Source organism: Lysobacter xanthus, assembly GCF_047159895.1.
In genome coordinates, this window is sequence record NZ_BAAGAB020000006.1 from 21,685 (window position 1) to 47,234 (window position 25,550).

Consider the following 25,550-nt stretch of genomic DNA (forward strand, 5'->3'; position numbering starts at 1 on the left):
AAAAACGCCCGCGAAAGCGGGCGTTCTCGTTGGTGGTACCCGGACGACTCAGGTCACCCGCGCCAGCATCCGCTCGTTGCCGATGAAGCGCGCCCAGCGCGTGCCGACGTCGACCCAGCAGACGTAGGCCGCTTCGCCGGCCAGGCGCAGCAGCGTGCGCGGGCCGAGCGGCAGGCGCGGCTCGGCGGCGCAGAGTTCGGCATCGAAGCCGAGTTGCCGCGCGAACATGGCGCAGCGCGCGAGGTGGTAGCGGTTCGACAGCAGCGTCACGCGTTCGCGAACGGCGTCACCGAGCACGTGCCGCGCGTTGCGCAGGTTCTGCAGGGTGTCGCGGGAACCGGATTCGAGTTGCAGCGGCGTGTCGGCCGAGAGCCCCCGGGCGAAGAGTTCGCGGCGTGCGATCTCGGCCTCGCTCGGCTCGCCGTGCGCGCCACCGCCCAGCAGCACGTAGCGACGCTGCGGCTGCTCGCGCCCGAGCGCGACGGCGCGATCGAGGCGGGCCGCGAAATCGTCGTCGATCCGGCCCTGGGGCGCATGCTTGCCGAACAGCAGCAGGTGGCGGCCGCGCTGCACCGTGCACGGCGCGCGGCGTGCGGTGCGCACCACGTGGACGAGGTAGCCGACGTAGACGAGCCCCGCGCTCAGCACACAGGCCGACAGCGCGACGATGCCGGTGTGCAGCGCGTCGCGGTCCCTGAACAGGGTGAGCTGGTGGTGCCGGCGGGAAGACATGGAAGCGGCCGTCCGCGGTGGAGATGCGCGTGCAGGATAGGCCATGACGGGAGGGTGAAGGATGACGGCTGGCATACTTCCGGACCCGTCTTCGAGAAACACCGTGCCCTCGTCCGCGCCTGCCCCGATGCCGCCGATCGCGATCCGCGCGTTCACCGCCACGAGCGCGCTCGGACGCGGCCTGGACGCGCATCGTGCCGCCTTGCGTGAAGGCCGCAGCGGCCTGCGCCCGAACGACTTCGGCCCCGCACGGCTCGACTGCTGGATCGGCCGCGTCGAGGGCCTGGAGGACGCGCCCCTGCCGGCCGGTTGGTCGCAGTGGGACTGCCGCAACAACCGGCTGGCCTGGCTCGCGCTGCAGCAGGACGGCGTGCTCGACGCGACGCGCGATGCGATCGCGCGTTACGGCGCCGAACGCGTCGCGGTGGTCATCGGCACCTCGACCTCGAGCATCGGCGCGACCGAGGAGGCGTACACGCGCCTGGTGACGGACGCGGACGGCACGACCGATTTCCCCGAGGACCTGCGCCGCGCGATCGTCCACACCGTACATTCGCCGGGCGACTTCGTGCGCGAGGCCACCGGCGCGCGCGGTCCCTGCGCCACCGTCGCCACCGCCTGCTCATCGAGCGCGAAGGTGTTTGCGCAGGCCGCGCGCCTGATCGAGGCGGGCGTGGCGGACGCGGCGATCGTCGGCGGCGTGGATACGCTCTGCGGCAGCGTGCTGTTCGGCTTCAATTCGCTGCAGCTCGTCTCGAAGAATCCATGCCGGCCGTTCGACGCGACGCGCGATGGCCTGTCGCTCGGCGAAGCCGGCGGCTTCGCGCTGGTCGAGCGCGCGAACGCGGGCGAGCCTGGGCTGCTGCTGCGCGGCTACGGCGAATCGTCCGACGCGCACCACATGTCCGCACCCCATCCGGAAGGTCTCGGCGCACAGCTGGCGATGCGCGATGCACTGGCACGTGGCGGAGTCGACGCTGTCGACGTCGGCTACCTCAACCTGCACGGCACCGCGACGCCCGCGAACGACCGCGCCGAATCGCTCGCGGTGAAGGCAGTGTTCCCGGACACGCTGCATGCCAGCTCGACCAAGGCCTACACCGGCCACACGCTGGGCGCGGCCGGTATCGTCGAATCCGTGATCGCGCTGCTCGCGCTGGAGAGCGGCGCACTGCCCGGCACGCTCGGCTCCACCACGCCGGACGACATCTGCGGCCCGCAGATCCGCTTCGACGCCGCCACCCGCGAGATCCGCTACGCGATGAACAATTCCTTCGGCTTCGGCGGCAACAACTGCTCGCTGCTGTTCGGACGCGCCGCATGAGGCTGGAGGCGACGATCGAGGGCCTCGGCTTCTGGGCGCCCGGTGTGCCCGACTGGGCGGCCGCGCTCGCCTTCGTGCGCGACGGCACGCTGCCCGAGGAGGCTCCGAAGCGGCCGTCGCCGCAGCTGCTGCCGCCGAACGAGCGCCGCCGTGCGCCGGACAGCGTCGCCGTGGCGCTGGAGGTGGCGCTGGCGGCCTGCGCCGCGGCCGGACGCGACCCGAAGGCGTTGCCGTCGGTCTTCGCCTCCATGCACGGCGACCTCGCGATCACCGACTACATGTGCGCGACGCTCGCCGAGCAGCCCGACACGGTCTCGCCGATCCGCTTCCACAATTCGGTGCACAACGCCGCCGCCGGCTACTGGACGATCGGCGCTGGCGCGATGGCGCCCGCGACCTCGCTCAGCGCCTTCGACGCGACGTTCGCGCAGGGGCTCGTCGAGGCCTGCGTGCAGCTCGCCACCGGCACCGAGGCGGTGCTGCTGGTGGCGTTCGACAGCGCCGCGGCCGGGCCGCTGACGAAGGTCTCGCCCAGCGTGGGCCTGCTCGGCGGCGCGCTGGTGCTCTCACGCGCCGACCGCGGGGCGAGGCTGAGACTCGCGCTGCGCGACGGCGAGCCGGCCCCGGACGTCGGCGCGCTGCTCACGCGGGCGCCGCACAATGCGATGCGGCCGATGCTGCCACTGTTCGAGGCCCTCGCGGCGGGCATGCCGCGCTGCACGCTCAAGGCCGGTCCCGGCCGCGTACTGGATGTGGAGATCCTGCATGGCTGAGGCGATCGGCGCGCGCGACATCGCGATCATCATCCCCGCGCTCAACGAGGCGCTGCGGATCCGCGACGTCGTGGAAGGCGCGCTCGCGCACTGCCCGAACGTGATCCTGATCGACGACGGCTCCGACGACGACACCGTGGAGCGCGTGGCCGACCTGCCGATCACCGTGATCCGCCATCCGCACCGGATGGGCAAGGGCGCGGGACTGCGCGACGGCTTCGCCGAGGCGCTGCGACGGGGCTTCCGCGGCGCCATCAGCATGGACGGCGACGGCCAGCATTCGGCCGACGACATCCCGCGCCTGCTCGAGGCCGCGAACGCGTATCCCGAGCACATCATCATCGGCGCGCGCCTGCGCAAGCGTTCGCGGCAACCGACCTACCGGCGCCTCGCCAACGAGTTCGGCGACTGGGGCATCGCGGTCGGCTGCGGCTTCCGCATCGCCGATACGCAGAGCGGGCAGCGCTTCTATCCGGCCTCGGTCTGCGCGCTCGGCGACATTCCCGGCGAGGACTTCGTCTACGAGGCGCAGATCCTGATCTCCGCCTCGCGCCTGCTCGGCGTGCGTTGCGTCTCGGTGCCGATCGAATCGCGCTACCAGGCGGCGGTCGGCCCGGTGAAGTTCCGCAAGAGCCACTTCCGTCCGCTGCGCGACCTTTGGCGCATCACCTCGCACGTGGTCGGGCAGGTGCTCGCCTACGGCGGCCTCGCCCGCGAGTACCGCATCACGCGCGCCACGCCGGTGATCGTCTTCGATCCCAGCGGCGAATTCGCGCCGCCCGCCGCGCCGGTGCGCGCCCCGGAGCTGACATGACCCCCGCTACCGACACCGACGTCGCCATCCTGGGCGGCGGCCTCGCCGGCCTGACGTTGGCGCTGCAGCTCGTGCGGCGCGATCCGTCGCTGCGCATCACCGTCATCGAGCGCCATCGCCATCCGGTGCGCGAAGGTGCGTTCAAGGTCGGCGAATCGACGGTCGAGATCGGTGCGCACTACTTCGCGCACGTGCTCGGCCTGAAGCGCCACCTCGACGACGAACACATCCGCAAGTTCGGCTTCCGCTTCTTCTTCAGCGAGGGCCGCGACGACGTCGACCGCTGCACCGAACTCGGCGTCAGCCGCCTGCTGCCGACCACGTCCTGGCAGATCGACCGCGGCCGCTTCGAGAACTTCCTCACCGACCACGTGCGCGCGCAGGGCGTCGTGCTGCATGACGGTGCCGTGGTGCGCGGCGTCGAGCTCGCGAGCGGCGACGACGCGCACGCCGTGCGCTTCGAGCGCGACGGCGAGGCCTCCACGCTCAGCGCGCGCTGGGTCGTGGATGCGAGCGGCCGCGCGGGTCTGCTCAAGCGCAAGCTCGGCCTCGCCGAGTCGAATGCGCACAACGCGAACTCGGTCTGGTGGCGCGTCACCGGCCACCTCGATCCGCGCGACTGGTCGACCGACCCGGACTGGCTCGCGCGCACCACGCCGCCGGATCGCTGGCGCTCGACCAATCACATGTGCGGCGAGGGCTACTGGTTCTGGCTGATCCCGCTGTCGTCCGGCCAGCATTCGCTCGGCATCGTCTGCGACGGCGACCTCCATCCGCTGGAGTCGATGAACACGCACGAGAAGGCGATGGCCTGGCTGCGCGAGCACCAGCCGCGGGTCGCGGCGGCGCTGGAGACCGGCGGCCACGCGCTGCAGGACTTCGCGTTCCTGCGCCACTTCTCGCATTCGGCCAAGCAGGTGTTCTCCGGTGACCGCTGGGCGCTCACCGGCGAGGCGGGCGTCTTCCTCGACCCGTTCTACTCGCCGGGCAGCGACTTCATCGCGATCAGCAACACCTACATCTGCGAGCTGATCGAGGCCGACCGCGCAGGCAAGCCGACCGCCGGCATGGCCGCGCTCTACCAGCAGCTCTACTTCTCGTTCTACGAGAACACGATGACGCTCTACCAGGACCAGTACCGCCTGTTCGGCGATGCGCGCGTCATGCCGCTCAAGGTCATCTGGGATTACACGTACTACTGGTCGCTGCTGGCGCCGCTGTTCTTCTCCGGCTACCTCGCGAACCTGCAGGTGCTCGGTGCACTGCGCCCGCTGTTCGGCCAGGCCAGCGCGCTCAACCGCGCGATGCAGGCGATGCTGCGCACGTGGGGCGAGCGCAACGCCGCATCGGGCGTGGACACCGCGCCGCCGGACGGTCGCCTGCTCGACCAGTACCGCATCGACTGGTTCCACGAGCTCAATCGCCAGCTCGACGACACGCTCGATGCCACCGCGTTCGTCGCGCGCATGCGCGGCGACCTCGACCGCATGGTCGACCTCGCCGCCGAGCTGCTCGCACATGCGACCGCACAGCATCCGGACCTGGACGACGCCGGGCTCGGTGCGTTGGTCGGCGGCCGTCGCGCGCCGTCGCCGGCCCTGTTGCCGCCGGAGTGGACACGCGTAGCGATGCCGGTCGCCGAACCGGCCTGAGCCCGGTCAGCGGGCGGACGGCTCCGCGATCCAGATCGCGACCGCGGTGGCCCGCTCCTTCGGCGGGCTGATGCCCACGCTCACGCCGCCGCCGACATGGCGGCTGCCGCCGCCCACGCCGATGCCGACGCCGCCGTTCGACGGCACCTGCCCGCGGTTCTGGATCAGCACGCCGTTCGCGCCCAGCTTTGCCGCTTCGGTGCGCAGCTTCAGCATCAGCGATTCGTCGCGGTTGCGCGCGCCGTAGGTGAAGTCGCCGGTGGTGGCGTCGAGCAGTGCGATCTCGACGTAGCGCGTCGCCGGCGGCTGCACGTAGACGCGCACCTGCTCGACCGGGATCGCCGGACGCGGGTCGGAAATCATCACGCGCGACGTGCCGGCGCAGCCGGCGAGCAGGGCGGTCGCGAGGACGAGGGCGGTCAGGCGTGGCGTCATGGGAACCTCCGGGGAGGCGGTCATCATTGGGCCGCGGCCATGTACCGGGCGTGGATCAGTCCATCGCCCGCGAGGCGCGCGCGACGTTGCTGCCCTGCGCGATCTCGTAGTTGTCGTGCAGGTAGGCCGCGGCCATGTCGGCGATGCGCGCGAGCATCAGCTTGTCGGCGGCGCCGAGGCTGTAGCCGGCGAAGATGCCGGGCGCGCGCTGGTAGAAGCGCGGCGTCGCGATCACCTCGCCGGTCGAAAGGTCGACCAGGTCGAGCCGCACGAGCGCCCACGAATTGCCCGCGAAACCGCCCGCCAGCAGCCGCTTGCCGCCGGTGATGAAGCGGATCTGCTCGATGGTGGGACGGATCGACAGGATGCGGTCGCCCGGCCCGCGCGCATTCCACGGCGCGATCAGCTTGGGCATGCGCTCGTCGAGGTCGACCTGCAGGTACTGACGCGCGACCCGGTTGCCCTTGTGCGCCGCCACGTCGTCGGCCATCGCCACCGGCCGCACGTCGAAGCGGTCGTAGGTGGCCAGCGCGACCGGCGGCGGCGGGTTGCGGTCGTCGCGCGCGATTTCCGGCGGCTTCGCCTGCACGATCGGGGCGAGGACGAGCAGCAGCGGGAGCAGGCAGGCGAAACGACGCATGGACGACCTCCGGCCGCGCGACGCGGCGACCGCAGGCCGGTGTAGCAGCGCCGGTGCGAGGCCGGCGTGGACGGCGTTCCGAAGCGGCCGTCAGGCCATGCCGCCGTTGATGCCGATCACCTGCCCGGTGACGTAGCCGGCGTCCTCGCCGCAGAGGAAGGCCACCAGCGCGGCGACCTCGTCCGGCCGGCCCGCGCGCGCGGCGGGCACGATCTGCTTGATCTGCTCGGGCGGGAACGCATCCCGGGCCATCGTGCCCTCGATGACGCCGGGCGCCACCACGTTCGCGGTGATGCCGCGGCTGGCCATCTCGCGTGCCAGCGACTTCGTGGCGCCGTGCAGCGCGGCTTTCGCCGCCGCGTAGTTCGCCTGCCCGCGATTGCCCGTCACGGCGGCCACCGACGAGATGCTGACGATGCGCCCCCAGCGCCCGCGCGCCATCGGCAGCAGCAGCGGCTGGGTGACGTTGAAGAAACCGTGCAGCGAGACGTCGACCACGCGCGTCCACTGCTCGCGGCTCATGCCCGCCATCGGCGCGTCGTCGTGGATGCCCGCGTTGTTGACGACGATCTGCACCGCGCCGGCCTCGAGGATGCGCGCGATCGCCGCGGCGCTCGCGTCTGCGTCCGCCACGTCGAAGGCGACCGCGTCGGCGGAGCCGCCGGCATCGACGATCGCGTCGACCACCGCCTGCGCGCGATCGAGGCCCCGGTTGGCATGCACGATCACGTGCGCGCCCTGCGCCGCGAGCCGCCGCGCGATCGCGCCGCCGAGGTCGCCGCTGCCGCCGGTGACGAGCGCGCGTCGGGGAGTGGTCATGCCGGTGCTCCGTCGGGATCGGCGCGCATTGTCGCCGATGCCGCGCTCAGGCCGGCGGGTGGATCACCGCCGCCCGGCCCGCGGCGAGCACGACGCCCGCATGACGGATCTCGAAGGCGTACTGCCAGCCGGTCTCGCTCTCGACCAGCACTTCGGCTTCGCCGTCGAGCGGACCCTCGAGGTCGTCGATGCGATCGCGATGCAGCACGAGGCCGCGCAACGCGACGAGCAGGCCGGGCCGCGCCGGTGCACCGGACGCCGCGCCGCGCAGGCCGCCGTGCACCGCCATCGCCTGTGCGCCGTACTCGGCGAGGTGCACGGCATGCAGGCGGTCGCGATGGCGCAGCGGATGCGCGGGGTCCACGTGGTCGGACGCCTCGAGGCGGATGCGCCGCGCGTCCCAGTCCACCACGCGCTGCCACAGGCACATGCGGCCCTGGTGCGGGACGATCCGCGCGATCGCCTCGCGGCTTTGGGGGCGATCGACGGTCATGCCGCGGTCTCCGCCGGCGGCGTACCGTCGTGTCGCACGATCATCAGCGCGAGCACGAAGTTGCAGGCCACGCCGAGCGCCACCGGCAGGCCGATCGCGCGCAGCACCGGGATGCTCGACAGTCCGAGCAGCAGGAAGACCAGCAGCGTCGTCGCCGAGCAGACGAGGATCGCGTGCAGCGCACGCACCTGCTCGTCGGGATCGTCGCCGGCATGGTCGAAGAACAGCGCGTAATCGAGCCCGAGGCCCGCGGCGAGGATGAGCGCGACGAGGTGGAACAGGTTGAGCTCGACGCCGGCGAGGCGCAGCACCGCGAGGATGAGCAGCGTCGTCAGCGCCATCGGCGCGACCACGCGCAGGGTGCGGCGCGCCGAACGCAGGGCGACGCCGACGGTCGCGGCGAGCAGGACGGCGGCGAGCGCCAGCGCCCACAGCACGCGGCTGCGGTAGGCGGCGACGAGCGACTCCGACGCCTCCTTCAGGTCCATCAGGTGGGCGCCGTGGCCTTCGAGCGCGCGCGCGACCGCCGCGGGATCGGTCAGGCCGGCGAGCGTCACGATCGCGGTCGCGCCGTCGCGACGCGGCAGCAGCAGGCCCTGCACGGCGCTCGCGAGCGGCGTGCCGTCGAGGTCCTTCGGCTGCAGCGGGGGCGCGGTGCGCGCGCGCTCGACGTCCTCGACGAAACCCTCGAACGCGTCGGGCACGAACGGACTCGCGGCCACCGCGGCGGCGAGGTCGCGGCGCAGCGTGTCCGCATCGGGCAGCCGCGCCTGGCGTGCACGCTGGGTAGCGGCGCTCGGCAGGTAACGCGCGGCGAGGTCGTACCCCGCGATCGCACCCCGTGCACGCAGCGCGTCGAGCACGGGCACCAGCCGTTCGCCCGCGGCGAGTACCGCGTCGACATCGCGACCGTCCATCGCGACGAGATAGCGCACGTCGGGCGCACCGAGCTCGGCGCGCAGGCGGCCGTCCTCGGCGAGCGCGGCGGCGGGCACCGGCGTGAGTCTCGACAGGTCGTTCTCCCAGAACGCACCGGGAGCGAAGCGCATCGCGGCAAACGCGAGTGCGGCGATGACGACCCCCGCGGTGACGCCCACCCTCGGCCCGCGCGCCACGCGCGACCACAGCGCACGCAGCCGCGCGGAGTCGGCGACGTCGCGCGGCGCGGGATCGATCAGCCCCGGCAACAGGAAGCGCGACGCGAGCGCGGCGCTGCCGAGGCCGACGATGGTGAACACCGCCAGCTGGCGCAGGCCGTCGACGCCCGACACGAAGAACGTCATGTAGGCGATGCACGTCGACGCGACGCCCGTGCCGAGCGTGGGCCACAGCGCGCGTGCGCTGGCCCACGGCGACAGGCCCGGGCGCTGGTGGCTGAAGAGGTGGATCGGATAGTCCTGCGCGACGCCGATCAGGGTGAAGCCGAAGGCGACGGTGATGCCGTGCACGCCGTCGAAGCAGAACGCGACGGCGGCGAGGCCCGTCAGGCCCGCGGTCGCGAGCGGCAGCGCGCCGAGCAGCGGCGCCTTCCATGACCGGTACGCAAGCCACAGCAGCAGCGCGAAGCAGATCGAGTCGACCGTGCCGATCAGGCTCGCCTCGCGCTGCGTGCGCCCGGCCACGTCCACGGCGAACGCGCCCGGGCCGGTGAGCACCAGTCGCGTGCGTGCATCGCCGCGCACCGCGTCGAAGGCGCGATGGATCGCGGCGAGCACGCTCGCCTGGCCCTTGGGGTCGAAGCCGGCGGCGTCCGTCTGCACCGCCAGGACCGCACGCGCGCCGTCGCGACTCGTCCAGACGCCGTCGACCGTGCGCGGCGCCGACGTGGGCGTCCATCGCTCGGCGAGGCGCAGCATCTCCAGCGTCGGATCGCGCTCGATCAGCGGCTCGACCATCGAAGCCATCGGCGAGCCGAGGTCGGCCTCGCGCTGCGACAGCGCATCGGCGAGCGCGGGTGCGGCCAGGCCGCCCTGCGAGGGCGCATCCGAGAGCAGGTACCGGTAGGGCCGCAGGCGCTCGGGGATTGCCGACAGATCGGTATCGCCGTTGCCGACCAGCGCGATGCCCGGCGTCGACCGCAGGCGCACGGCGAGCGCACGCGATTGCGCGATGCGGGCCTCGGGCGTGCCGCCTTCGATCGCGAGCAGCAGCAGGCGCGCGCCCGGGCCTTCGCCGAGCTGGTCCATCAGCAGGCGCTGCGCATCGGTGCGCGGCGCCGGCATGAACTTGCGCAGGTCGCCGCCGAGGTCGAGCGAACGCCCGGCGGCCCAGCCGAGCACGCCGAGCAGCGCGAGCCAGGCGAAGGCGAGCGCGAGGCGCAGGCGCGGCGTCAGCGCGCGGGCCGGCGGACTCATCGCGCGACGGCGCCGTCCCCGCGGCAGAGCGTGGCCAGCCGCGCCGCGTCGTCGACGCCGGACGCGGCGACCGCGGCTCCGGCGAGCAGCGTGCGCTGCACATCGCCCTTCGACGGCTGCGTCTCGATGCAGCGCAGCTCGGCGCCGCGGCCGAACAGCGCGATCCCGCGCACGTAGGTGGCCATGCGCGCGTCCTTCGGGACCAGGCGCAGCGTCCAGCGCTCGCGCGTGCCCGCGCTGTCGATCCGGAAGGCACGCTCGAGCTGCGCGCGATCGCCGCTCAGCAGCGCGCCGAAGCTGCTCTGCAGGCCGGCAAGCTGCGGCGCGCGATCGAGCGGATACGTCTTCGAGGTGGTGCCGCGGCGGATGGTCACGCTGCCGGCGCGGATGGTCGAGCTCTCGGCGTAGGGCAGCCGCACCTCGCGCACCAGCGTGTCGGCGGCCGGGCGCGCGTACTCGCCTTCCACCCGCAGTGGCTTCTTGAGCAGGCGCGAGCCGCGCAGCTCGACGAACTGCGTGCGCATCGGCGCCGGGCGCGCGAGGGTGCCCAGGATCCAGCCCGTGTCGATCTCAGGCGATGCGGCGCGTGTCGTCGGCAGCGCGAGCAGCGGGAGGAGGCATAGGAGCATCGGGAGCGGGGAGCGTCGCGTCATGGTCGGGTTCGCGCCAGAAGTCGAAGAAGTTGAACCAGCAGTACGGCGAGCGACGCGCCTCGCCTTCGAGGATGGCGGCATAGCGCCGCACGCAGTCGGCGATGACCGCCGCGCGGTTATGCCGTTCAGCGACCAGACCGTCGCTGAACATCGTGAAGTCGAGGTCGTAGCGGTTGCCGCCGCGGTACAGCCCGAAGGCCACGCAGACGGGCAGCTTGAGCATCGCCGCGATCATCCACGGCGAGGTCGGGAACGCCGCGGTGCCGCCCATGAAGGGCACGTCGAGCGTGGGTTCGCCGGGCTGCGCGCGGTCCACGAGCAGCGCGACGATCGCGCCGGCGTCGGTCGCCTCCTTGATCGCCAGCACGATCGACGGGCCGTCCATGCCCGCATCGATGATGTTGGCGGCGAGTTCGGGATTGAGCGCGTCGAGCAGCGCCTGCATGGAGGGGTTGTGCTGCTTGTCGAGCACCACGCGGATCGACGTCTGCGGGCGCTTGAGGCCGAGCACGCGCATGGCGTCGAAGCTGCCGAGATGCGAGCCGACCAGCAGCACGCCCTGCCCGCGGTCGAGCGGCGCGTGCAGTGCTTCGAGGCCGCGGGTGCGGATGTCGAAGCGGTCGAGTTCGCCGGCGAGCAGGAAGACGCGGTCGAGGATCGTCGATGCGAACGTGTGGATGTGGCGCGCCACGTCGCGCAGCGTCGCGGGCCGGCCGAGCGCGCGGCCGAGGAAGCGCCGCGATGCGCCGCGCTCGTAGTCGCGGCGCAGCAGGAAGTAGGCGGTGATGGGATACAGCGTGAGGCGCGCCAGTGCACGTCCGCCGTAGCGGCCGATGCTGCGGATCAGCCAGAGCGCGAACCAGCCGCCGCCCTCGGGGCGCTGCTTCCAGGCGACGTTCATGCGGCGCTGCCGTCGACGACGTCGCCACTGGCGATCAGCACGTCCCCGCGCAGCACGCGAAAGCGCCAGCGCGGCGTCTCGCCGTCGAGCTCGATCCGCGCGGGCTCGTCCGGCCGCAGGGGCTGCAGGAACTTCACCTGCGGCATCCGCAGCGCGGCGAGCGGGCCGTGGCGGCGCTCGATCGCCTCGACCACGCGGTCGAGCAGCACCACGCCCGGCACGATCGGGTTGCCGGGGAAATGGCCCGGCAGGCTCGGATGCGAGGCGTCGATGAGGAAGTCCACGTCAGTCGCGCGCGAGCAGGTCGAGCACGGCCTGGCGCGCGCGCGCCGCGAGTGCCTCGCGCGCGTCGGCACCGCTGCCCTCGGCGCTCATCGGCGCGCCGAAGCGCACCCGCAGCGTGCCGGGCCGCACGCGGAAGCTGTACGGCGGCAGGATCGCGCCGGCGCCGCTCAACGCCACCGGCACCACCGGCACGCCCGCGCCGATGGCCACCTGGAACGCGCCGGGCTTGAATTCGCCGACGCGGCCGTCGGTATTGCGCGTGCCTTCCGGGAAGATGCAGAGCACCTGCCCGGCCTTCACGATCTCGCCCGCCGCGCGCAGGCTGCGCACCATCGAGGCACGGTTGCCGTCGCGCTCGATGAAGCACATGCCCATCCGGGTGGCATAGCGGCCCACGAACGGCACGCGCGTCATCTCGTGCTTGAGCATGAAGCGCAGCGGCACGGGCACCGCGCGGAACAGCGCGCAGATGTCGATCACCGATTCGTGCGTCGCCACGAGCACGCAGGGCTTGCTCCAGTCGACCTGTTCGGCGCCGCGGACGTCCAGCCGCGCGCCGGCGCCGGTGAGCAGCGCCGGCGCCCACAGCCGCGCGGCCATGCGCAGCGGCAGACGCGCGCTGCCGGTCACGGCGCGCACGGCGAGCGCGAGCGTCACGCAGGCGGCGGTCCACGCGAGGGTGAAGACGAGCTGCACCGCATTGCACGCCGACCACGCCAGGCGCAGCGGCAGCGGTTCGCGGAGCGGGAGGGTATCGGAGGTCGCGGACATGGGCTCAGCGCATCACGTCGCGCCAGAACGCCGGGCCCATGGCACCGATGCGGCGGACGAACTCGGGAAGGGTGCGGTACGGGCGGTCCGGGAACAGGCGCATCCGCACGAGGTATTCGACGACCATCAGCAGCGCGGCGACGCCGTAGTCGAGCACGTTCGCGACCCACGACCAGGCCACCTGCGGGACGGTGACGGGCGAGGCGTAGCCGAGGTGCACGAGCAGGCCGTCGGGCACCGCGATGATGCCGAGCAGGAGGTTCGCGACGCCGATCCCGGCGAGCACGAGTGCCCAGAGCCGGGTCAGGCCGCGGGTGTAGGCCTGCAGCGGCGGCGGCAGGTCGGCGACGGCACGATCCTCGATCCCCGCCGCGATGCGGCTGATCAGCGGTACCCGCCCGGCGCGAAGCGTGCGCGCGAAGAACCAGGCGACCAGCCACGGGAAGAGCACGGGCGGCAGCAACAGCAGCACCGGCAGCATCACCGAGCGCTGCACGAGCCAGAGCACCGCCGCCGACGCGACGACCGTCGCCCAGGCCCACGGGCGGCGCTGGCCGAGCGGCACGACCAGCAGGATCAGCACGATGTCGAGCAGCGCGAACGCGGCCAGCCGCGGGTCGCGCCCCGCGCTCGCGGCATGCGCGAGCAGCGGGTACGCCGCGCTCAGCAGCAGGCGCGCGAGCGCCAGGTCCATCTCAGGCCGTGCGGTTCGCCTGCACGTGCTCGCTGAGCGCGCGCAGGGAGCCGAAGATCCGGCGGTTCTCGTCGCTGTCGCTGCGCAGCTGGAAGCCGTAGCGCTTGCTGATCGACAGGGCGAGTTCGAGGGCGTCGATCGAGTCGAGGCCGAGGCCGTCGCCGAACAGCGGCGCCGCCGGATCGATGTCGGCGGCGCTGACGCCCTCGAGGTTCAGGCTCTCGACGATCAGCTCGGCGAGTTCGGTTTCAGGGGCGGTCTGCGTGGACATCGGTGCTTCCGTCGAAAAGGGGTGGGCCGCCGATGCCGCGGCCCGCAGCGCCCGCCGCGAGCGGTCCGGCGCCCTCGCGCGGGCTGCCGGTATCATTCGGGGATGAGCGAAGTGCGGAATTCTGCCACCGATGGCGGCGTGGCGCGGGCGTCGGCGGCGATGGGGCCCCGCCCCCGTTCACTGCGCGCCCGGGGATCGGCCGGTGTCGGAGCCCTGCCCCGCGCGGCCCGGCGGCCCGGACCGTCCAGCCCGCGGACCCGTCGCCGCCCCGCTGCCGTACAGGGCTGCCCATGACGGCGCCGACCCCGGCGACCGCTCCGCGCCTGTCGATCACCTACTCCCACGCGCCTCTCCCGGCGCTGCTGGCCGGGGATGACGTGCTGGCGGTCATCGCCTTCGGCGAGGCGGCGCCGCGGAGCGAGGATCCACGCCTCGTCCGCGTCGCCCTCGAACCGGCCGGCGACGCGCCGTTCGAAGTCTGGCGCTCGACCGGCCCCGTGCGGCGCGGCCACATCGACGACCTCGCCTATGCCGAGGACGGCGCGCTGCTGGTCGCCGCGATGGACGTGCCGGAGGTCGCGGGCGACATCCGGGCGGCGGCGGCGCATGCCTATGCCACGTTGCGGCGGCGCACCGAGGCGCTCGGCTATCCCCACCTGCTGCGCATCTGGAACTACCTCGACGACATCACCGCGGGCGAGGGCGACGACGAGCGCTACAAGCGTTTCTGCGTCGGCCGCGCCGAGGGGCTGGGCGATGGCTTCTCGACCGCGACGCTGCCGGCCGCGACCGCGATCGGCCGCATCCGCGGCAATGGACGCCTGCAGGTGTACTGGCTCGCGGCGCGGGAGCCGGGCCTGCCGCTGGAAAACCCGCGGCAGGTCAGCGCCTATCGCTACCCGCGCCAGTACGGCCCGCAGCCGCCGAGCTTCGCCCGGGCGATGCTGCCGATCGAGCCGCTGCCCTTGCTGCTGTCCGGCACGGCCTCGATCCAGGGCCACGAATCCCGCCATCTCGACTGCGTGAGCGCGCAACTCGACGAGACGCTGGCCAACATCGACAGCCTGGTCGAGGTCGCGCGCACCCACCGGCCGTCCCTGCCAGCCCGGCTCGGCCCGGGCTCGCCGCTCAAGGCCTACGTCCGCGAGGCGGGCGAACTGGCGACGGTCGACGCCGCACTGCGGCAGCGCCTGCCCGACGTGCCCCGCCTGGTGCTGCATGCCCGCGTCTGCCGCCGCGAACTGCGGCTGGAGATCGACGGCTGCCACGGCTGAGGGCCGAAAGCGGCCGTTTCTTGAGCGGACCTGTCCGGTTAAGGCGCCCGTCCGATGTCGGGCGAATGCCTATTGAATTGGCGTTGTGAGCTGGTTCACACTCGGGCGCGCCCTCGGTCACTGTCCTGATCGGGCGGGCGAATCCGTTCCGGCTGTGCTGGCCGGGGGTTTTTCGATCATTCCAGGGGATCCACATGAACATCGCACGCACTTCCGTGCTGCTGCTGGCGGTCGCCGCCGGCGCCGCGGTTGCAGCCGAGCCCGCAAAGCCGGCCACTCACAGCGTTACCGCCGCCGGCATCAAGGTCGGCATCGACCCGACCACCGGCCAGCTGCGACCGCTGACGGGCACCGAGAGCGCGGAACTCGAAGTCGAAGGCCCGGCGGTTGCCGGCCCCACGACCGAGGAAATCCTCGCGACCCGCTTCAACGCGGCTGCGGGCGGCACCGGCTTCCGCGTCCCCGCCGACTTGCAGAGCGTTGTCCGCGCGACCACGGGGCCCGATGGGCGCGTCGTGATCGACCACGGCCAGGCGCAGGCCCCGACGCGCGAGGTCAGCGACCGATGAACAAGACCCTCCTTGCCCTCGGCCTGGGCCTTGCGCTCACCGCCGGCGCCGCCGATGCCGCGAACGTTCGACTCGTCAACGTCGACGTGGCGGGCGTTGGCCTCAACGAAACCACCCCGGCCACGCCCGCGGGCGGAAACCCCGGCACCACGCTGGGCCAGCAGCGCACGAACGCCTACCAGTTCGCGGCCGACCTCTGGGGTGGCGTGCTCAAGAGCAACGTCGACATCCGGGTCAACGCCTCGTTCGCCCCTTTGACCTGCGACGCGACCAGCGCCGTGCTGGGTTCGGCCGGTCCGACCTACATCTTCATCAACGGTCCGGGCATGGTGCCCAACGTCATCTACCCGTCGGCGCTGTACGACGCGATCGCTGGCGGCGACGGTGTGCCAGGCGGTCCGGACATCAGCTCCCAGTTCAACGGCAAGATCGGCACCCCGGGGTGCTTGGAGTCGTCCGGCGGCTGGTACTACGGCCTCGACGGCAAGACGCCGGTGGGCAAGATCAACTTCCTCAACGTGGTGATGCACGAGATCGGCCACGGCCTCGGCGTCGCGGGTTTCCTCAACAAGAGCACCGGCGCGCTGTACGCGGGCTATTCGGACATCTACACGCGCAACGCCTATGACAACGTCCGCGGCTTGCGGTTCGACGACCCCGGCATGACCAATGCCGACCGCGCCAATGCCATGAAGACGCCGGGCCGCACCGTCTGGGCGGGTGCTAACGTCAATTCGCAGGCCTCGCTGCTGCTGGACCAGCGGCGCGTGCTGAGCGTGGCCGCGGGCCCCGCCGCCGGCAACTACGAGCTCGGCTATGCGGTGTTCGGCCCTGCAGCCACCAGCGCGGCCATGCCGGCCAACCAGCTCGTGCTGGTGAACGACGGCGTGGCCAGCCCGTCGGCGACTGATGGCTGCGAGGCTCCGTTCGTCAACGCGGCTGCGATCGCCGGCAAGTACGCTGTCATCGACCGCGGCACCTGCTCGTTCAAGATCAAGGTGCGCAATGCCCAGCTCGCCGGCGCCGTTGGCGTGGTGATCGCCAGCAATGCCGCAGGCGTGCAGGACATGGGCGAGGATGCGACCGTCACCCAGGCGATCACCATCCCGTCCGTGCTGGTGTCAAACGTCGATGGCGCCACGCTCAAGGCCAACCTTCCGCTCACTGCGGGCATCGCGACGCCGCCGGGTGTCCTGCAGGGCGCCGACAACGCAGGCCGCGTGCGCCTGTACGCACCGACGGTTGTCGCGGGCGGCTCGACGTTCTCGCACTTCGACACCGCCCTGCAGCCCAACGCGCTGATGGAGCCGTTTGACACGCCGTCGGTCCAGGCGCAGGTTCTGGTCGACCTGACCCCGGCCCTGCTGCAGGACCTCGGCTGGCAGCTGCAGACCGCGGGCACGAAGCTCGGCACCTGCGACACGACCGTTCCGGGTGTGAAGGTGGGTGGCCTGATCCCCGGGTCGAACGTTCTGGGCCAGGCAGGAGTCTGCAAGGCGATCTTCCCGGGCAGCAAGGCGTCGTACGCCAAGTGCGTCATGGATCGTTCGCTGCCGCTCCAGCAGGTCGGCCTCATCAGCTACCTGCAGCGCGACCAGATCTTCAAGTGCGCTTCGCTCCAGCCGTAACCGTCTGACGCTTGCGGTGTGACATCGGCCGGCGCCTTCGGGCGCCGGCTTTTTTTATGCGAGTCCCGACGCCTCGACGAGCGCGCGCGTGTGCGGATGCCGCGCCTGCGCGAGCACGTCGGCGGTGGCACCCGTCTCGACGATGCGGCCGCGCTCCATGACCGCGATGCGCGCGGCGAGTGCGCTGGCCGCCCGCAGGTCGTGGGTGATGAACAGCAAGGCGAGCCCGCGCTCGCGGCGCAGGCGGTCGAGCAGTTCGAGGATCGCGCGGCGATGGTGCGCGTCGAGCGCCGACACCGCTTCGTCGCAGAGCAGCACCGCGGGATCGCCGGCGAGCGCGCGCGCGATCGCGATGCGCTGGCGCTGGCCGCCGGAGAAGCGATGCGGATGGCGATCGAGCATGTCCGCCTCGAGGCCGACGTCGCGCAGCAGTGCGCCGGCGCGCTCGCGCAGCGCGGCCGCGTCGACACCGCCGTGCACGCGCAGCGGTTCGGTCACCAGGTCGAGCACGCGCATGCGAGGATCGAGCGACGCGCCGGGATCCTGGAAGACCACGCCCAGCGTAGGACGCAGCGCGCGCAGCGCACGCGGCGACAGATGCAGCAGGTCGTCGCTGCGGCCGTGGTGGTGCAGCCGCACCTCGCCGTCGGCGCGACGCACGAGCCGCAGCAGCGCGCGACCGAGCGAGCTCTTGCCGCTGCCGCTCTCGCCCACGATCGCCAGTGCTTCGCCGCGCCGCAGGACGAGGTCGACGCCGTCGAGCGCGTCGCTGCGCGCGCCTGGATAACGCAGGCGCAGGCCCCGCGCCTCGAGCACGACGGGGGCGTCGCTCGCGACCCGTGCGCCCGCATCAAGCGCGGCACCATCGCTCGCGACGAGTTCGCGCGTGTAGGCGTGCGCGGGCTGCGCGAGCACCGCGGCGGTGGGGCCGGCCTCGACCACCTCGCCCGCACGCAGCACCAGCACCTGCCGCGCGTGCGCGGCCACCAGCGGGAGGTCGTGGCTCACCAGCAGCACGCCCAGGCCGTCGTCCTCGCGCAGCGCATCGAGAAGACGCAGCACGTCGCGGGCGATGCGCGCATCGAGCGCGGAGGTCGGCTCGTCGGCGACCAGCACGCGCGGCCGGGTGGCGAGCGCGAGCGCGATCGCGATGCGCTGGCGCTGGCCGCCGGAGAATTCGTGCGGGCGACGCCGCAAGGCACCCGCCGGATCGGGCAGCTGCACGCGCTCGAGCAGGCGACGCGCCTCGTCGATCGCCGCGCGCCGGTCGAGGCGGTGCAGGGCCCGTAACGTCTCGACCATCTGGTCGCCGACGCGCCGCAGCGGATGCAGCGAGGCGAGCGGATCCTGCGGCACCCAGGCGAGCCCGCGCCCGGCGAGCGCACGATGCATCGACGTGCCGAGGCTCGACTCGACGCCGTCGAACGCGAGCCGGCCCGTCGACGTGAGCCCCTGCGGCAGCAGGCCGAGCAGCGCCTGCACCGTGAGGCTCTTGCCGCTGCCGCTCTCGCCGACCAGCGCAGTGCAGCCGCCCGCCTCGACGTCGAGCGCCGGCAGGCGGAGCAGCACGCCGGTGCCGTGCCGCACTTCAAGGTCGCGCAGTCGCAGCAGCGCGCTCATGCGGCGGCCTGCGGACGGGTGCGAACGTCGAGCCAGTCGCGCAGGCCGTCGCCGAGCATCTGGAACGCGGCGAGCGTGAGCACCAGCGCGCCGGCGGGGAACAGCAGCGTCCACGGGGCGCTGTCCATCTCCTGCACGCCATCGCTCAGCAGGCTGCCCCAGCTCGCGGCGGGCTCGTCGATCGACAGGCCCAGGAAGCCGAGGAAACTCTCGACGAGGATGGCCTGCGGCAGGATCAGGCCGAGGTAGACCATCGCCAGCGGCAGCAGGTTGGGCACGACGTGCCAGCGCAGGCGCTGGCCGAACGTCGCGCCCAGGGCCTCGCTCGCGAGCACGAAGGGCGCGTTTCGCAGCCGCGCGGCCTCGCTGCGCATCACGCGCGCGAAGTCGATCCAGACGTAGCCGCCGATGGCGGCAAGCAGCAGGCCGAGCGAGCGCTCGAACAGGGTGAGCAGCAGGATCACCACCAGCAGGAACGGGATCGCGCTGACGACGTCGAGCGCGCGCACCATCAGCCGCTCGAGGCGGCCGCCCGCGAGCCCGGCGACGGCGCCGTAGGTCAGGCCGATCAGCAGCGCGAGCACGCTCGACAGCAGGCCGACGCCGAGCGAGAGCCGGCCCCCGGCCAGCGTGCGCGCGAGCACGTCGCGGCCGATCGCATCGGTGCCGAGCAGATGCCCGCCGACGCCCGGCGCGACGGACAGGGCGTCCCAGTCCGGCGACTGCGCATCGAACGGCACCACGAGCGGTCCCAGCGCGCAGGCCAGCGCGAGCAGGCCGAGCACCGCGAGGCTCGTGCGGGCGAGGGACGGAAGGGGCGAACGCATCGGCGGCATCCTAGCCTGCGCGCGCGTCGCCACATGCCGTCACGGCATGAGCAGATTCGACCGCGGCGTTTCCCGGATCGCGCGGCCGCAGGCAGATTTCCCACATGGTGGCTGGGAAATGCTGACGATGAAGGCCAAGTACGCGCTGCGGGCGCTGTCCGCGCTGGCCGTCGGCGACGGCGAGCGGCTGCAGGCGCGCACGCTCGCTGAGCGCAGCGGCACGCCGGAGAAGTTCCTCGAGGCGATCCTCGTCGAGCTGCGCGATGCGGGCCTGGTCGACAGCCGACGCGGCCCGCACGGCGGCCATGCCCTGGCGCGCCCCGCACACCGCATCATGCTCGGCGACGTCATCCGCGTGATCGACGGCCCGCTGGCGCCGGTGCGTTGCGCTTCGGTCACCGCCTACCGGGCCTGCCCCGAATGCCCCGATCCGGACGCCTGTGGCCTGCGCGCGGTGATGCGCGATGCCCGGGACGCGCTGTCGCGGGTGCTCGATGCGGTGAGCGTACAGGCGCTGGCCAACGGCGATCCGCTCGGCGTGGCGACGTCCGCATGACTGTCGCGCCATTCGGCGACTGCGCCGTCCGCAATGCCGGCGCGCGGTGGAGGTCGTCGTACACACTGGCCCCATCGTCCCAATCGCGCGGCCGGATGCTGCGCGTCGACGGACGCGGATCTTCCACGCGTCCACCACGAACCTTCGCGATGCCGCAGGGCATCGCCCACCGCAAACGGAGTCCCTGATGCCACGCCGTCCCGCTTCCCTCGCCGTCGCGCTGGCGCTCGTGTCGGCCACCGGCGCCGCCCACGGCCAGCAGCCGCCCACCGTCGAACAGCTGGCCGAACGCCTGAAGGCGATCGAGCAGCGCCTCGGCGTCTCCGCCACCGACGCCGGTAGCGATGCCGGCCTCGCCGCGCTCGACCAGCGCCTGAAGGTCATCGAGCGCCAGCTGGAGCTGCAGGCCGAAGACGCGGTGACGAAGGCCGCCAGTGCCTCGACGCTCACCGTCAGTGCGGCCAAGGGCGTGTCGCTGAAGTCGCCCGCCGCGGACGGGGTCGAGCTGAAGTTCCGCGGCCTGGTCCAGGCGGACGGCCGCGCCTGGATCGGCGACGACGCGTTGCCGCAGAACGACGGCTTCCTCGTGCGCCGCATCCAGCCGGTGCTCGAAGGCAGCTACGGCAAGCTGCTCGGCTTCCGCCTGATGCCGGAGCTCGCGGGCGACAGCGCGACGATCGCCGATGCCTACGTCGACCTGAAATTCGACCCGCGCGCGACCGTGCGGGTGGGCAAGTTCAAGGCGCCGGTCGGGCTCGAGCGCCTGCAGTCGTCGGGCGCGACCACGTTCATGGAACTCGGACTGCCGTCGGAGCTCGCGCCCAATCGCGATTTCGGCGTGCAGCTGCAGGGCGAGTCCGGCAATGGCCTCACGTATGCGGTCGGTGCGTTCAACGGCACGCCCGACGGCCGCGATGCGCCCACGGCGAGCAATCCCGACGATGCGATCGAGTTCGCCGGCCGGGTGTTCTGGGAACCGTTCCGGGACTCGGCCGGCATCGCATCGGGCCTCGGCTTCGGCGTCTCGGCCACGCAGGGCGACGTCGCGGGCAGCGGCTCGAACGCGCTGCCGCGCTACCGCACCCCCGGCCAGGTGCAGTTCTTCGGCTATCGCAGCGCCGTGGTGGCCGACGGCGAGCGCCGTCGTCTCTCGCCGCAGGCGTACTGGTACGCGGGCCCCGTCGGCCTGCTGGGCGAATACATCGAGTCGTCGCAGCAGGTACGCGCGGGCACGAGCCGTGCGCGCATCGACAACCGCGCCTGGCAGCTCGCCGCGAGCTGGGTGCTGACCGGCGAGGACGCGTCGTACCGCGGTGTGGCGCGGCCCGATCGTCCTTTCAACGTCGCGGGCGCAGGCTTCGGCGCCGTGGAACTCGCCGCCCGGGTCGGGGCGCTCGACATCGACGAGGACGCCTTCCCCGTATTCGCCGACCCGGCCACCGCCGCCCACCGGGTGCGTGCCTGGACGGTCGGCGTCAACTGGTACCTGACGCAGAACCTCAAGCTGGTCGCGAACTACACGCAGGCCGCGTTCGACGGCGGCGCGGCGGGCGGCGACCGCGAGACCGAGAAGACCTTCTTCACCCGCGCGCAAGTCTCCTTCTGACCTCCACTCCAGGCCTTTCCCCCATGAAGACCCTGATCCGCACCGCACTGCTGGCGGCGACGCTGCTCGCCGGTCCGGCCGGCGCCAAGGAGCTGCAACTCCTCAATGTCTCCTACGATCCGACGCGCGAGTTCTACGCCGACGTCAACACGCGGTTCGCCGCCCAGTGGAAGCAGCAGACCGGCGAGACGCTCGAGGTCCGCAGTTCGCACGGAGGCTCGGGCAAGCAGGCCCGTGCCGTCATCGACGGGCTGCAGGCGGACGTGGTGACGCTGGCCCTCGCCGGCGACATCGACGCCATCGCGCAGAACGCGAAGCTGCTGCCGCCGAACTGGCAGTCGCGCCTGCCGCACAACAGCGCGCCGTACACCTCGACCATCGTGCTGCTGGTACGCAAGGGCAATCCGAAGGGCATCCGCGACTGGGGCGACCTGACCAAGCCGGGCGTCGCGGTGATCACGCCGAACCCGAAGACCTCCGGCGGCGCGCGCTGGAACTACCTCGCCGCCTGGGCCTGGGCCTCGCAGCAGTACCGCGACGGCGACAAGGTCGTCGACTGGATGGGCCGGCTGTTCAAGAACGTGCCGGTGCTGGACTCTGGCGCGCGCGGCGCGACCACCACCTTCGTCGAGCGCGGCATCGGCGACGTACTCATCGCCTGGGAGAACGAGGCGTTGCTCACGCTCGCGCAGCCGGGCAACGCCGGCAAGTACGAGATCGTCGCGCCGTCGCTGTCGATCCTCGCCGAGCCGCCGGTTGCGTGGGTCGACAAGAACGTCGCCAGGCACGGCGCGCGCAAGCAGGCCGAAGCCTACCTGCGGTTCCTGTACTCGCCGACGGGCCAGCAGCTCGCGGCGAAGCACTTCTTCCGTCCGATCGACACCACCGGCATCGCCGCGGGCGACCTCGCGCGTTTCCCGAAGCTCAAGCGGGTGACGATCGACAGCGCGTTCGGCGGATGGAAGAAGGCACAGGCGTTGCACTTCGCCGACGGCGGCTTCTTCGACCGCATCTACCGCAAGTGACGCAGTCGGCGACCGCCATCGCGGGTGTCCCGCCGCGCACGCGCAGCCGCGCGGGACGCTCGCCCCTGCCGGGCTTCGGGCTGAGCCTGGGGCTCGGCATGGCGTGGCTCGGCGCCGTCGTGCTGCTGCCGTTGCTCGCGCTGGCGGTGCGTGCGGCCGGGCTCGGGCGCGAAGGTTGGCTGCGCGCGATTTCCGACGAGCGCGTGCAGCAGGCCCTCAAGCTCAGCTTCGGGGCGTCGCTGGTCGCCGCGATCATCGCCTCGCTCGCCGGCGTGCTGATCGCGTGGGTGCTGGTGCGGTATCGGTTCCCGGCGCGGCGCCTGCTCGATGCGCTGGTCGACCTTCCGTTCGCGCTTCCGACGGCGGTGGCCGGCATCGCGCTCACCGCGATCTACGCGCCGAACGGCTGGCTCGGCCGGTACGCCGAATCGATGGGCTGGAAGATCGCCTACACCCCGATCGGCATCGTGCTCGCGCTGGTCTTCATCGGGCTGCCGTTCGCGGTGCGCACGGTGCAGCCGGTGCTGGAAACCCTCGGGCGCGAACAGGAAGAGGCCGCGGCCTCGCTCGGGGCCTCGCGCTTCACCACGTGGCGCCGCGTGGTGGTGCCCGAAGTGCTGCCGGCCGCGCTCACCGGGTTCTCGCTGGCCTTCGCACGCGCGCTCGGCGAGTACGGCTCGGTGATCTTCATCGCCGGCAACCTACCGTACAAAACGGAGATCGCGCCGCTGCTCATCACGATCCGCCTGGAGGAATACGACTACAACGGCGCGGTCGCGATCGCGGCGCTGCTGCTGATCGCCTCGTTCGTCTGCCTGCTCGCGATCAATGCGGTCCCCTTGCTGTTCGCGCATTCCCGGGGCGGCCGCCGTGGCTGAGCGTCATCCGCTCGATCCGCCGGCGTGGATGCGCATCCCGCTGATCGCGCTCGCCTTCCTGTTGATGGGCGGGCTCGTGGTGCTGCCGCTGGCGATGGTGCTGGGCGCGGCATTCGGCGAAGGCTTCCACGCGTGGTGGGCCGCGCTCACCACCGAGGACGCGATCGCCGCGCTGAAGCTGACGCTGTTCACCGCCGGCATCGCGGTGCCGTTGAATGCGGTCTTCGGCGTGATGCTCGCCTGGGCGGTGACGCGTTTCGACTTCCACGGCAAGCGCGTGCTGCTCGCGCTGGTCGACCTGCCGTTCGCGGTGTCGCCGGTGGTCGCGGGCCTGTGCCTCGTGCTGCTGTTCGGCTCGCAGGGCTGGTTCGCGTCGCTGCTCGAGCACTACGACGTCAGGATCCTGTTCGCGCGGCCGGGCATCGTGCTCGCGACGCTGTTCATCACCTTTCCCTTCGTCGCGCGCGAGCTGATCCCGCTGATGCAGCAGCAGGGCGCGGACGAGGAACTGGCCGCGCGCTCGCTCGGTGCCGGCGCGTGGACGATGTTCCGTCGCGTGACGCTGCCCAACATCAAATGGGGCCTGCTGTACGGCGTGCTGCTGTGCACCGCGCGCGCGATGGGCGAGTTCGGCGCGGTGTCCGTGGTCTCGGGCCACATCCGCGGGCTCACCAACACGCTGCCGCTGCACATCGAGATCCTCTACAACGAGTTCGACGGCACTGCCGCGTTCGCAGTGGCCTCGCTGCTGGCGGGCCTCGCGCTCGTCACGCTCGTCCTGAAATTCTGGCTGGAGTCCCGCCATGGCGACGCCCTCGCTCGCCCTTCCACTCGCCACTGAGCCCAGCCGCGCCGTGACCGCCACGCTCCGCCGCCCCGGCACCCGCCTCACCGTGCGCGGGCTGTCCAAGCACTACGAAGGGCTCGCCGCGCTCGATGCCGTCGACCTCGACGTCGCCGCGGGCGAACTCGTCGCGCTGCTCGGCCCCTCGGGCTCGGGCAAGACCACGCTGCTGCGCGTGATCGCCGGCCTGCTCGACGCCGACGGCGGGCGTGTGCTGTTCGATGATGGCGACGCCACGCGGCTCTCCTTGCGCGAACGCAACGTCGGCTTCGTGTTCCAGCACTACGCGCTGTTCCGGCACATGACGGTCGCCGAGAACATCGCGTTCGGGCTGCGCAGCCGCCCACGCGTGCGGCGCCCGGCGAAGGCCGACATCGCACGGCGCGTCGACGAACTGCTCGCGCTGGTGCAGTTGCCCGAGCACGGTGGTCGCTACCCCGAACAGCTGTCGGGCGGCCAGAAGCAGCGCATCGCGCTCGCCCGCGCGCTCGCTATCGAGCCGGGCCTGCTGCTGCTCGACGAGCCGTTCGGCGCGCTCGACGCCAAGGTGCGCATCGAGCTGCGTCGCTGGCTGCGTCGCCTGCACGAGCAGACCGGCACCACCACGCTGTTCGTGACCCATGACCAGGAGGAAGCGCTGGAACTCGCCGACCGCGTGGTGCTGCTGCGCGACGGGCGCATCGAGCAGGTCGGCACGCCGGCCGAGATCTACGACTCCCCGGCAACGGCCTTCGCGTTCGACTTCATCGGGCGCGCGTCCACCGTGGACGGCGCGGTGCGCGACGGTGCGTTCACCGACGGCGAGGTCGCGCTGCCGCTGCCCACCGACGGCGCCACCGGCCCCGCGCGGCTCTACTTCCGGCCGCACGATGCGGACCTGGGCGAGCACGGCTTCGCCGGGCGCGTAGTGGACGTGCGCCGCCTGGCGGGCACGACCACGCTCGACATCGCCCTCGCGCGCGGCGGGCAGGTCGAGGTCGACGTGGCCACCCGCCTGTCGCCCGTGCCCTCGCGCGGTGATGCGGTGCGCGTGCAGCCGCGGCGCTGCCGGGTCTTCGCGCGCTGAGCACCGGCGGCCCCGCCTGCCCGCCGGTGCACGTCGACGGTCGGGG

27 protein-coding genes are annotated in these 25,550 nt (G+C 72.3%); 13 read left to right on the forward strand and 14 right to left on the reverse strand.

Annotated elements, in window-relative coordinates:
- Nucleotides 1-48: 48 nt before the first annotated feature.
- Nucleotides 49-732, reverse strand: coding sequence for a YdcF family protein (locus tag ACY35P_RS03580; protein ID WP_462114460.1), 684 nt, complete (start codon nt 730-732; stop codon nt 49-51).
- A gap of 127 nt (nt 733-859) precedes the next feature.
- Between ACY35P_RS03580 and ACY35P_RS03585 the strand changes: the two genes are divergently transcribed.
- From ACY35P_RS03585 to ACY35P_RS03600, 4 genes are read left to right on the forward strand one after another with little or no spacing between them, the layout of a single operon-like run.
- A complete protein-coding gene (locus ACY35P_RS03585) occupies nt 860-2,056 on the forward strand; it encodes a beta-ketoacyl-[acyl-carrier-protein] synthase family protein (RefSeq protein ID WP_462114527.1) in 1,197 nt (398 codons plus the stop codon).
- Entirely contained in the window at nt 2,053-2,829 is a 777-nt protein-coding gene (locus ACY35P_RS03590) for a beta-ketoacyl synthase chain length factor (protein ID WP_462114461.1), read from the forward strand. The genes ACY35P_RS03585 and ACY35P_RS03590 overlap by 4 nt, the downstream gene beginning before the upstream one ends.
- Nucleotides 2,822-3,643 carry a glycosyltransferase family 2 protein gene (locus ACY35P_RS03595; protein ID WP_462114462.1) on the forward strand — a complete coding sequence of 274 codons (822 nt, stop codon included), beginning with the start codon at nt 2,822-2,824 and terminating at the stop codon, nt 3,641-3,643. The genes ACY35P_RS03590 and ACY35P_RS03595 overlap by 8 nt, the downstream gene beginning before the upstream one ends.
- Nucleotides 3,640-5,295, forward strand: coding sequence for an NAD(P)/FAD-dependent oxidoreductase (locus ACY35P_RS03600; protein ID WP_462114463.1), 1,656 nt, complete (start codon nt 3,640-3,642; stop codon nt 5,293-5,295). The genes ACY35P_RS03595 and ACY35P_RS03600 overlap by 4 nt, the downstream gene beginning before the upstream one ends.
- A gap of 6 nt (nt 5,296-5,301) precedes the next feature.
- Here ACY35P_RS03600 and ACY35P_RS03605 read toward each other — a convergent pair whose 3' ends face one another.
- The 11 genes from ACY35P_RS03605 to ACY35P_RS03655 form a co-directional block, all read right to left on the reverse strand.
- Nucleotides 5,302-5,730, reverse strand: a complete 429-nt coding sequence (locus tag ACY35P_RS03605) for a hypothetical protein (protein ID WP_462114464.1) — start codon at nt 5,728-5,730, stop codon at nt 5,302-5,304.
- Nucleotides 5,731-5,785: 55 nt separating this feature from the next.
- Entirely contained in the window at nt 5,786-6,370 is a 585-nt protein-coding gene (locus tag ACY35P_RS03610) for a hypothetical protein (protein WP_462114465.1), read from the reverse strand.
- 90 nt (nt 6,371-6,460) lie between these two features.
- Nucleotides 6,461-7,189 carry a 3-oxoacyl-ACP reductase FabG gene (fabG, locus tag ACY35P_RS03615; protein ID WP_462114466.1) on the reverse strand — a complete coding sequence of 243 codons (729 nt, stop codon included), beginning with the start codon at nt 7,187-7,189 and terminating at the stop codon, nt 6,461-6,463.
- A 46-nt stretch (nt 7,190-7,235) separates the two neighbouring features.
- On the reverse strand, nt 7,236-7,682 hold the full coding sequence (locus ACY35P_RS03620; protein WP_462114467.1) for a hotdog family protein: 447 nt from the start codon (nt 7,680-7,682) through the stop codon (nt 7,236-7,238).
- On the reverse strand, nt 7,679-10,036 hold the full coding sequence (locus ACY35P_RS03625) for an MMPL family transporter (RefSeq protein ID WP_462114468.1): 2,358 nt from the start codon (nt 10,034-10,036) through the stop codon (nt 7,679-7,681). The genes ACY35P_RS03620 and ACY35P_RS03625 overlap by 4 nt, the downstream gene beginning before the upstream one ends.
- Nucleotides 10,033-10,689: a LolA-related protein gene (locus tag ACY35P_RS03630; protein WP_462114469.1), complete on the reverse strand. Its 657-nt coding sequence runs from the start codon at nt 10,687-10,689 to the stop codon at nt 10,033-10,035. Before ACY35P_RS03630 ends, ACY35P_RS03625 begins: the two co-directional genes overlap by 4 nt.
- Nucleotides 10,607-11,590 carry an LpxL/LpxP family acyltransferase gene (locus ACY35P_RS03635; protein ID WP_462114470.1) on the reverse strand — a complete coding sequence of 328 codons (984 nt, stop codon included), beginning with the start codon at nt 11,588-11,590 and terminating at the stop codon, nt 10,607-10,609. The genes ACY35P_RS03630 and ACY35P_RS03635 overlap by 83 nt, the downstream gene beginning before the upstream one ends.
- Entirely contained in the window at nt 11,587-11,874 is a 288-nt protein-coding gene (locus ACY35P_RS03640) for a hypothetical protein (RefSeq protein WP_462114471.1), read from the reverse strand. The genes ACY35P_RS03635 and ACY35P_RS03640 overlap by 4 nt, the downstream gene beginning before the upstream one ends.
- A 1-nt stretch (nt 11,875) precedes the next feature.
- On the reverse strand, nt 11,876-12,646 hold the full coding sequence (locus tag ACY35P_RS03645; protein ID WP_462114472.1) for a lysophospholipid acyltransferase family protein: 771 nt from the start codon (nt 12,644-12,646) through the stop codon (nt 11,876-11,878).
- 4 nt (nt 12,647-12,650) lie between these two features.
- Nucleotides 12,651-13,340, reverse strand: a complete 690-nt coding sequence (locus ACY35P_RS03650; protein ID WP_462114473.1) for a COG4648 family protein — start codon at nt 13,338-13,340, stop codon at nt 12,651-12,653.
- A 1-nt stretch (nt 13,341) separates the two neighbouring features.
- Nucleotides 13,342-13,611, reverse strand: a complete 270-nt coding sequence (locus ACY35P_RS03655) for a phosphopantetheine-binding protein (protein ID WP_462114474.1) — start codon at nt 13,609-13,611, stop codon at nt 13,342-13,344.
- Between the two features lie 290 nt (nt 13,612-13,901).
- Between ACY35P_RS03655 and ACY35P_RS03660 the strand changes: the two genes are divergently transcribed.
- The 3 genes from ACY35P_RS03660 to ACY35P_RS03670 all read left to right on the forward strand — a co-directional run bounded on the left by ACY35P_RS03660 (nt 13,902) and on the right by ACY35P_RS03670 (nt 17,082).
- Entirely contained in the window at nt 13,902-14,885 is a 984-nt protein-coding gene (locus tag ACY35P_RS03660) for a chorismate transformation FkbO/Hyg5 family protein (RefSeq protein WP_462114475.1), read from the forward strand.
- Nucleotides 14,886-15,079: 194 nt separating this feature from the next.
- The gene (locus ACY35P_RS03665) at nt 15,080-15,454 is read left to right on the forward strand and encodes a hypothetical protein (RefSeq protein ID WP_462114476.1); all 375 of its coding nucleotides are present in this window, start codon (nt 15,080-15,082) and stop codon (nt 15,452-15,454) included.
- Complete coding sequence (locus ACY35P_RS03670) at nt 15,451-17,082, forward strand: PA domain-containing protein (protein ID WP_462114477.1); 1,632 nt, start codon at nt 15,451-15,453, stop codon at nt 17,080-17,082. The genes ACY35P_RS03665 and ACY35P_RS03670 overlap by 4 nt, the downstream gene beginning before the upstream one ends.
- 54 nt (nt 17,083-17,136) lie before the next feature.
- Here the strand turns inward: ACY35P_RS03670 and ACY35P_RS03675 are convergent, their stop codons facing one another.
- The gene (locus ACY35P_RS03675; RefSeq protein WP_462114478.1) at nt 17,137-18,702 is read right to left on the reverse strand and encodes an ATP-binding cassette domain-containing protein; all 1,566 of its coding nucleotides are present in this window, start codon (nt 18,700-18,702) and stop codon (nt 17,137-17,139) included.
- Nucleotides 18,699-19,529 (reverse strand): ABC transporter permease, encoded by an 831-nt coding sequence (locus ACY35P_RS03680; RefSeq protein WP_462114479.1) that lies wholly within the window; start codon nt 19,527-19,529, stop codon nt 18,699-18,701. The genes ACY35P_RS03675 and ACY35P_RS03680 overlap by 4 nt, the downstream gene beginning before the upstream one ends.
- 118 nt (nt 19,530-19,647) lie before the next feature.
- Here ACY35P_RS03680 and ACY35P_RS03685 point away from each other — a divergent pair, with 118 nt between their 5' ends.
- The 6 genes from ACY35P_RS03685 (at nt 19,648) to ACY35P_RS03710 (ending at nt 25,504) form a co-directional block, all read left to right on the forward strand.
- The gene (locus ACY35P_RS03685; RefSeq protein ID WP_462114480.1) at nt 19,648-20,085 is read left to right on the forward strand and encodes an RrF2 family transcriptional regulator; all 438 of its coding nucleotides are present in this window, start codon (nt 19,648-19,650) and stop codon (nt 20,083-20,085) included.
- Between the two features lie 187 nt (nt 20,086-20,272).
- Nucleotides 20,273-21,691, forward strand: coding sequence for an OprO/OprP family phosphate-selective porin (locus ACY35P_RS03690; protein WP_462114481.1), 1,419 nt, complete (start codon nt 20,273-20,275; stop codon nt 21,689-21,691).
- Between the two features lie 23 nt (nt 21,692-21,714).
- Nucleotides 21,715-22,716 (forward strand): sulfate ABC transporter substrate-binding protein, encoded by a 1,002-nt coding sequence (locus ACY35P_RS03695; RefSeq protein WP_462114482.1) that lies wholly within the window; start codon nt 21,715-21,717, stop codon nt 22,714-22,716.
- Complete coding sequence (gene cysT / locus ACY35P_RS03700; RefSeq protein WP_462114483.1) at nt 22,713-23,594, forward strand: sulfate ABC transporter permease subunit CysT; 882 nt, start codon at nt 22,713-22,715, stop codon at nt 23,592-23,594. Before ACY35P_RS03695 ends, cysT begins: the two co-directional genes overlap by 4 nt.
- A 28-nt stretch (nt 23,595-23,622) precedes the next feature.
- Nucleotides 23,623-24,435, forward strand: a complete 813-nt coding sequence (gene cysW / locus ACY35P_RS03705; protein ID WP_462114528.1) for a sulfate ABC transporter permease subunit CysW — start codon at nt 23,623-23,625, stop codon at nt 24,433-24,435.
- Entirely contained in the window at nt 24,398-25,504 is a 1,107-nt protein-coding gene (locus ACY35P_RS03710; RefSeq protein ID WP_462114484.1) for a sulfate/molybdate ABC transporter ATP-binding protein, read from the forward strand. Before cysW ends, ACY35P_RS03710 begins: the two co-directional genes overlap by 38 nt.
- Nucleotides 25,505-25,550 lie beyond the last annotated feature (46 nt).

Bases quoted from the DNA above. Each gene is read 5' to 3' on its own strand.
- ACY35P_RS03625 (WP_462114468.1), bottom strand. From the start codon at position 10,036: ATGAGTCCGCCGGCCCGCGCGCTGACGCCGCGCCTGCGCCTCGCGCTC.
- ACY35P_RS03660 (WP_462114475.1), top strand. From the start codon at position 13,902: ATGACGGCGCCGACCCCGGCGACCGCTCCGCGCCTGTCGATCACCTAC.
- ACY35P_RS03690 (WP_462114481.1), top strand. From the start codon at position 20,273: ATGCCACGCCGTCCCGCTTCCCTCGCCGTCGCGCTGGCGCTCGTGTCG.
- ACY35P_RS03585 (WP_462114527.1), top strand. From the start codon at position 860: ATGCCGCCGATCGCGATCCGCGCGTTCACCGCCACGAGCGCGCTCGGA.
- ACY35P_RS03635 (WP_462114470.1), bottom strand. From the start codon at position 11,590: ATGAACGTCGCCTGGAAGCAGCGCCCCGAGGGCGGCGGCTGGTTCGCG.
- ACY35P_RS03590 (WP_462114461.1), top strand. From the start codon at position 2,053: ATGAGGCTGGAGGCGACGATCGAGGGCCTCGGCTTCTGGGCGCCCGGT.
- ACY35P_RS03580 (WP_462114460.1), bottom strand. From the start codon at position 732: ATGTCTTCCCGCCGGCACCACCAGCTCACCCTGTTCAGGGACCGCGAC.
- ACY35P_RS03610 (WP_462114465.1), bottom strand. From the start codon at position 6,370: ATGCGTCGTTTCGCCTGCCTGCTCCCGCTGCTGCTCGTCCTCGCCCCG.
- ACY35P_RS03695 (WP_462114482.1), top strand. From the start codon at position 21,715: ATGAAGACCCTGATCCGCACCGCACTGCTGGCGGCGACGCTGCTCGCC.
- ACY35P_RS03600 (WP_462114463.1), top strand. From the start codon at position 3,640: ATGACCCCCGCTACCGACACCGACGTCGCCATCCTGGGCGGCGGCCTC.
- ACY35P_RS03645 (WP_462114472.1), bottom strand. From the start codon at position 12,646: ATGTCCGCGACCTCCGATACCCTCCCGCTCCGCGAACCGCTGCCGCTG.
- ACY35P_RS03680 (WP_462114479.1), bottom strand. From the start codon at position 19,529: ATGCGTTCGCCCCTTCCGTCCCTCGCCCGCACGAGCCTCGCGGTGCTC.
- ACY35P_RS03630 (WP_462114469.1), bottom strand. From the start codon at position 10,689: ATGACGCGACGCTCCCCGCTCCCGATGCTCCTATGCCTCCTCCCGCTG.
- ACY35P_RS03605 (WP_462114464.1), bottom strand. From the start codon at position 5,730: ATGACGCCACGCCTGACCGCCCTCGTCCTCGCGACCGCCCTGCTCGCC.
- ACY35P_RS03670 (WP_462114477.1), top strand. From the start codon at position 15,451: ATGAACAAGACCCTCCTTGCCCTCGGCCTGGGCCTTGCGCTCACCGCC.
- ACY35P_RS03655 (WP_462114474.1), bottom strand. From the start codon at position 13,611: ATGTCCACGCAGACCGCCCCTGAAACCGAACTCGCCGAGCTGATCGTC.
- ACY35P_RS03710 (WP_462114484.1), top strand. From the start codon at position 24,398: ATGGCGACGCCCTCGCTCGCCCTTCCACTCGCCACTGAGCCCAGCCGC.
- ACY35P_RS03620 (WP_462114467.1), bottom strand. From the start codon at position 7,682: ATGACCGTCGATCGCCCCCAAAGCCGCGAGGCGATCGCGCGGATCGTC.
- fabG (WP_462114466.1), bottom strand. From the start codon at position 7,189: ATGACCACTCCCCGACGCGCGCTCGTCACCGGCGGCAGCGGCGACCTC.
- ACY35P_RS03595 (WP_462114462.1), top strand. From the start codon at position 2,822: ATGGCTGAGGCGATCGGCGCGCGCGACATCGCGATCATCATCCCCGCG.
- ACY35P_RS03685 (WP_462114480.1), top strand. From the start codon at position 19,648: ATGCTGACGATGAAGGCCAAGTACGCGCTGCGGGCGCTGTCCGCGCTG.
- cysW (WP_462114528.1), top strand. From the start codon at position 23,623: ATGCGCATCCCGCTGATCGCGCTCGCCTTCCTGTTGATGGGCGGGCTC.
- ACY35P_RS03675 (WP_462114478.1), bottom strand. From the start codon at position 18,702: ATGAGCGCGCTGCTGCGACTGCGCGACCTTGAAGTGCGGCACGGCACC.
- ACY35P_RS03650 (WP_462114473.1), bottom strand. From the start codon at position 13,340: ATGGACCTGGCGCTCGCGCGCCTGCTGCTGAGCGCGGCGTACCCGCTG.
- ACY35P_RS03665 (WP_462114476.1), top strand. From the start codon at position 15,080: ATGAACATCGCACGCACTTCCGTGCTGCTGCTGGCGGTCGCCGCCGGC.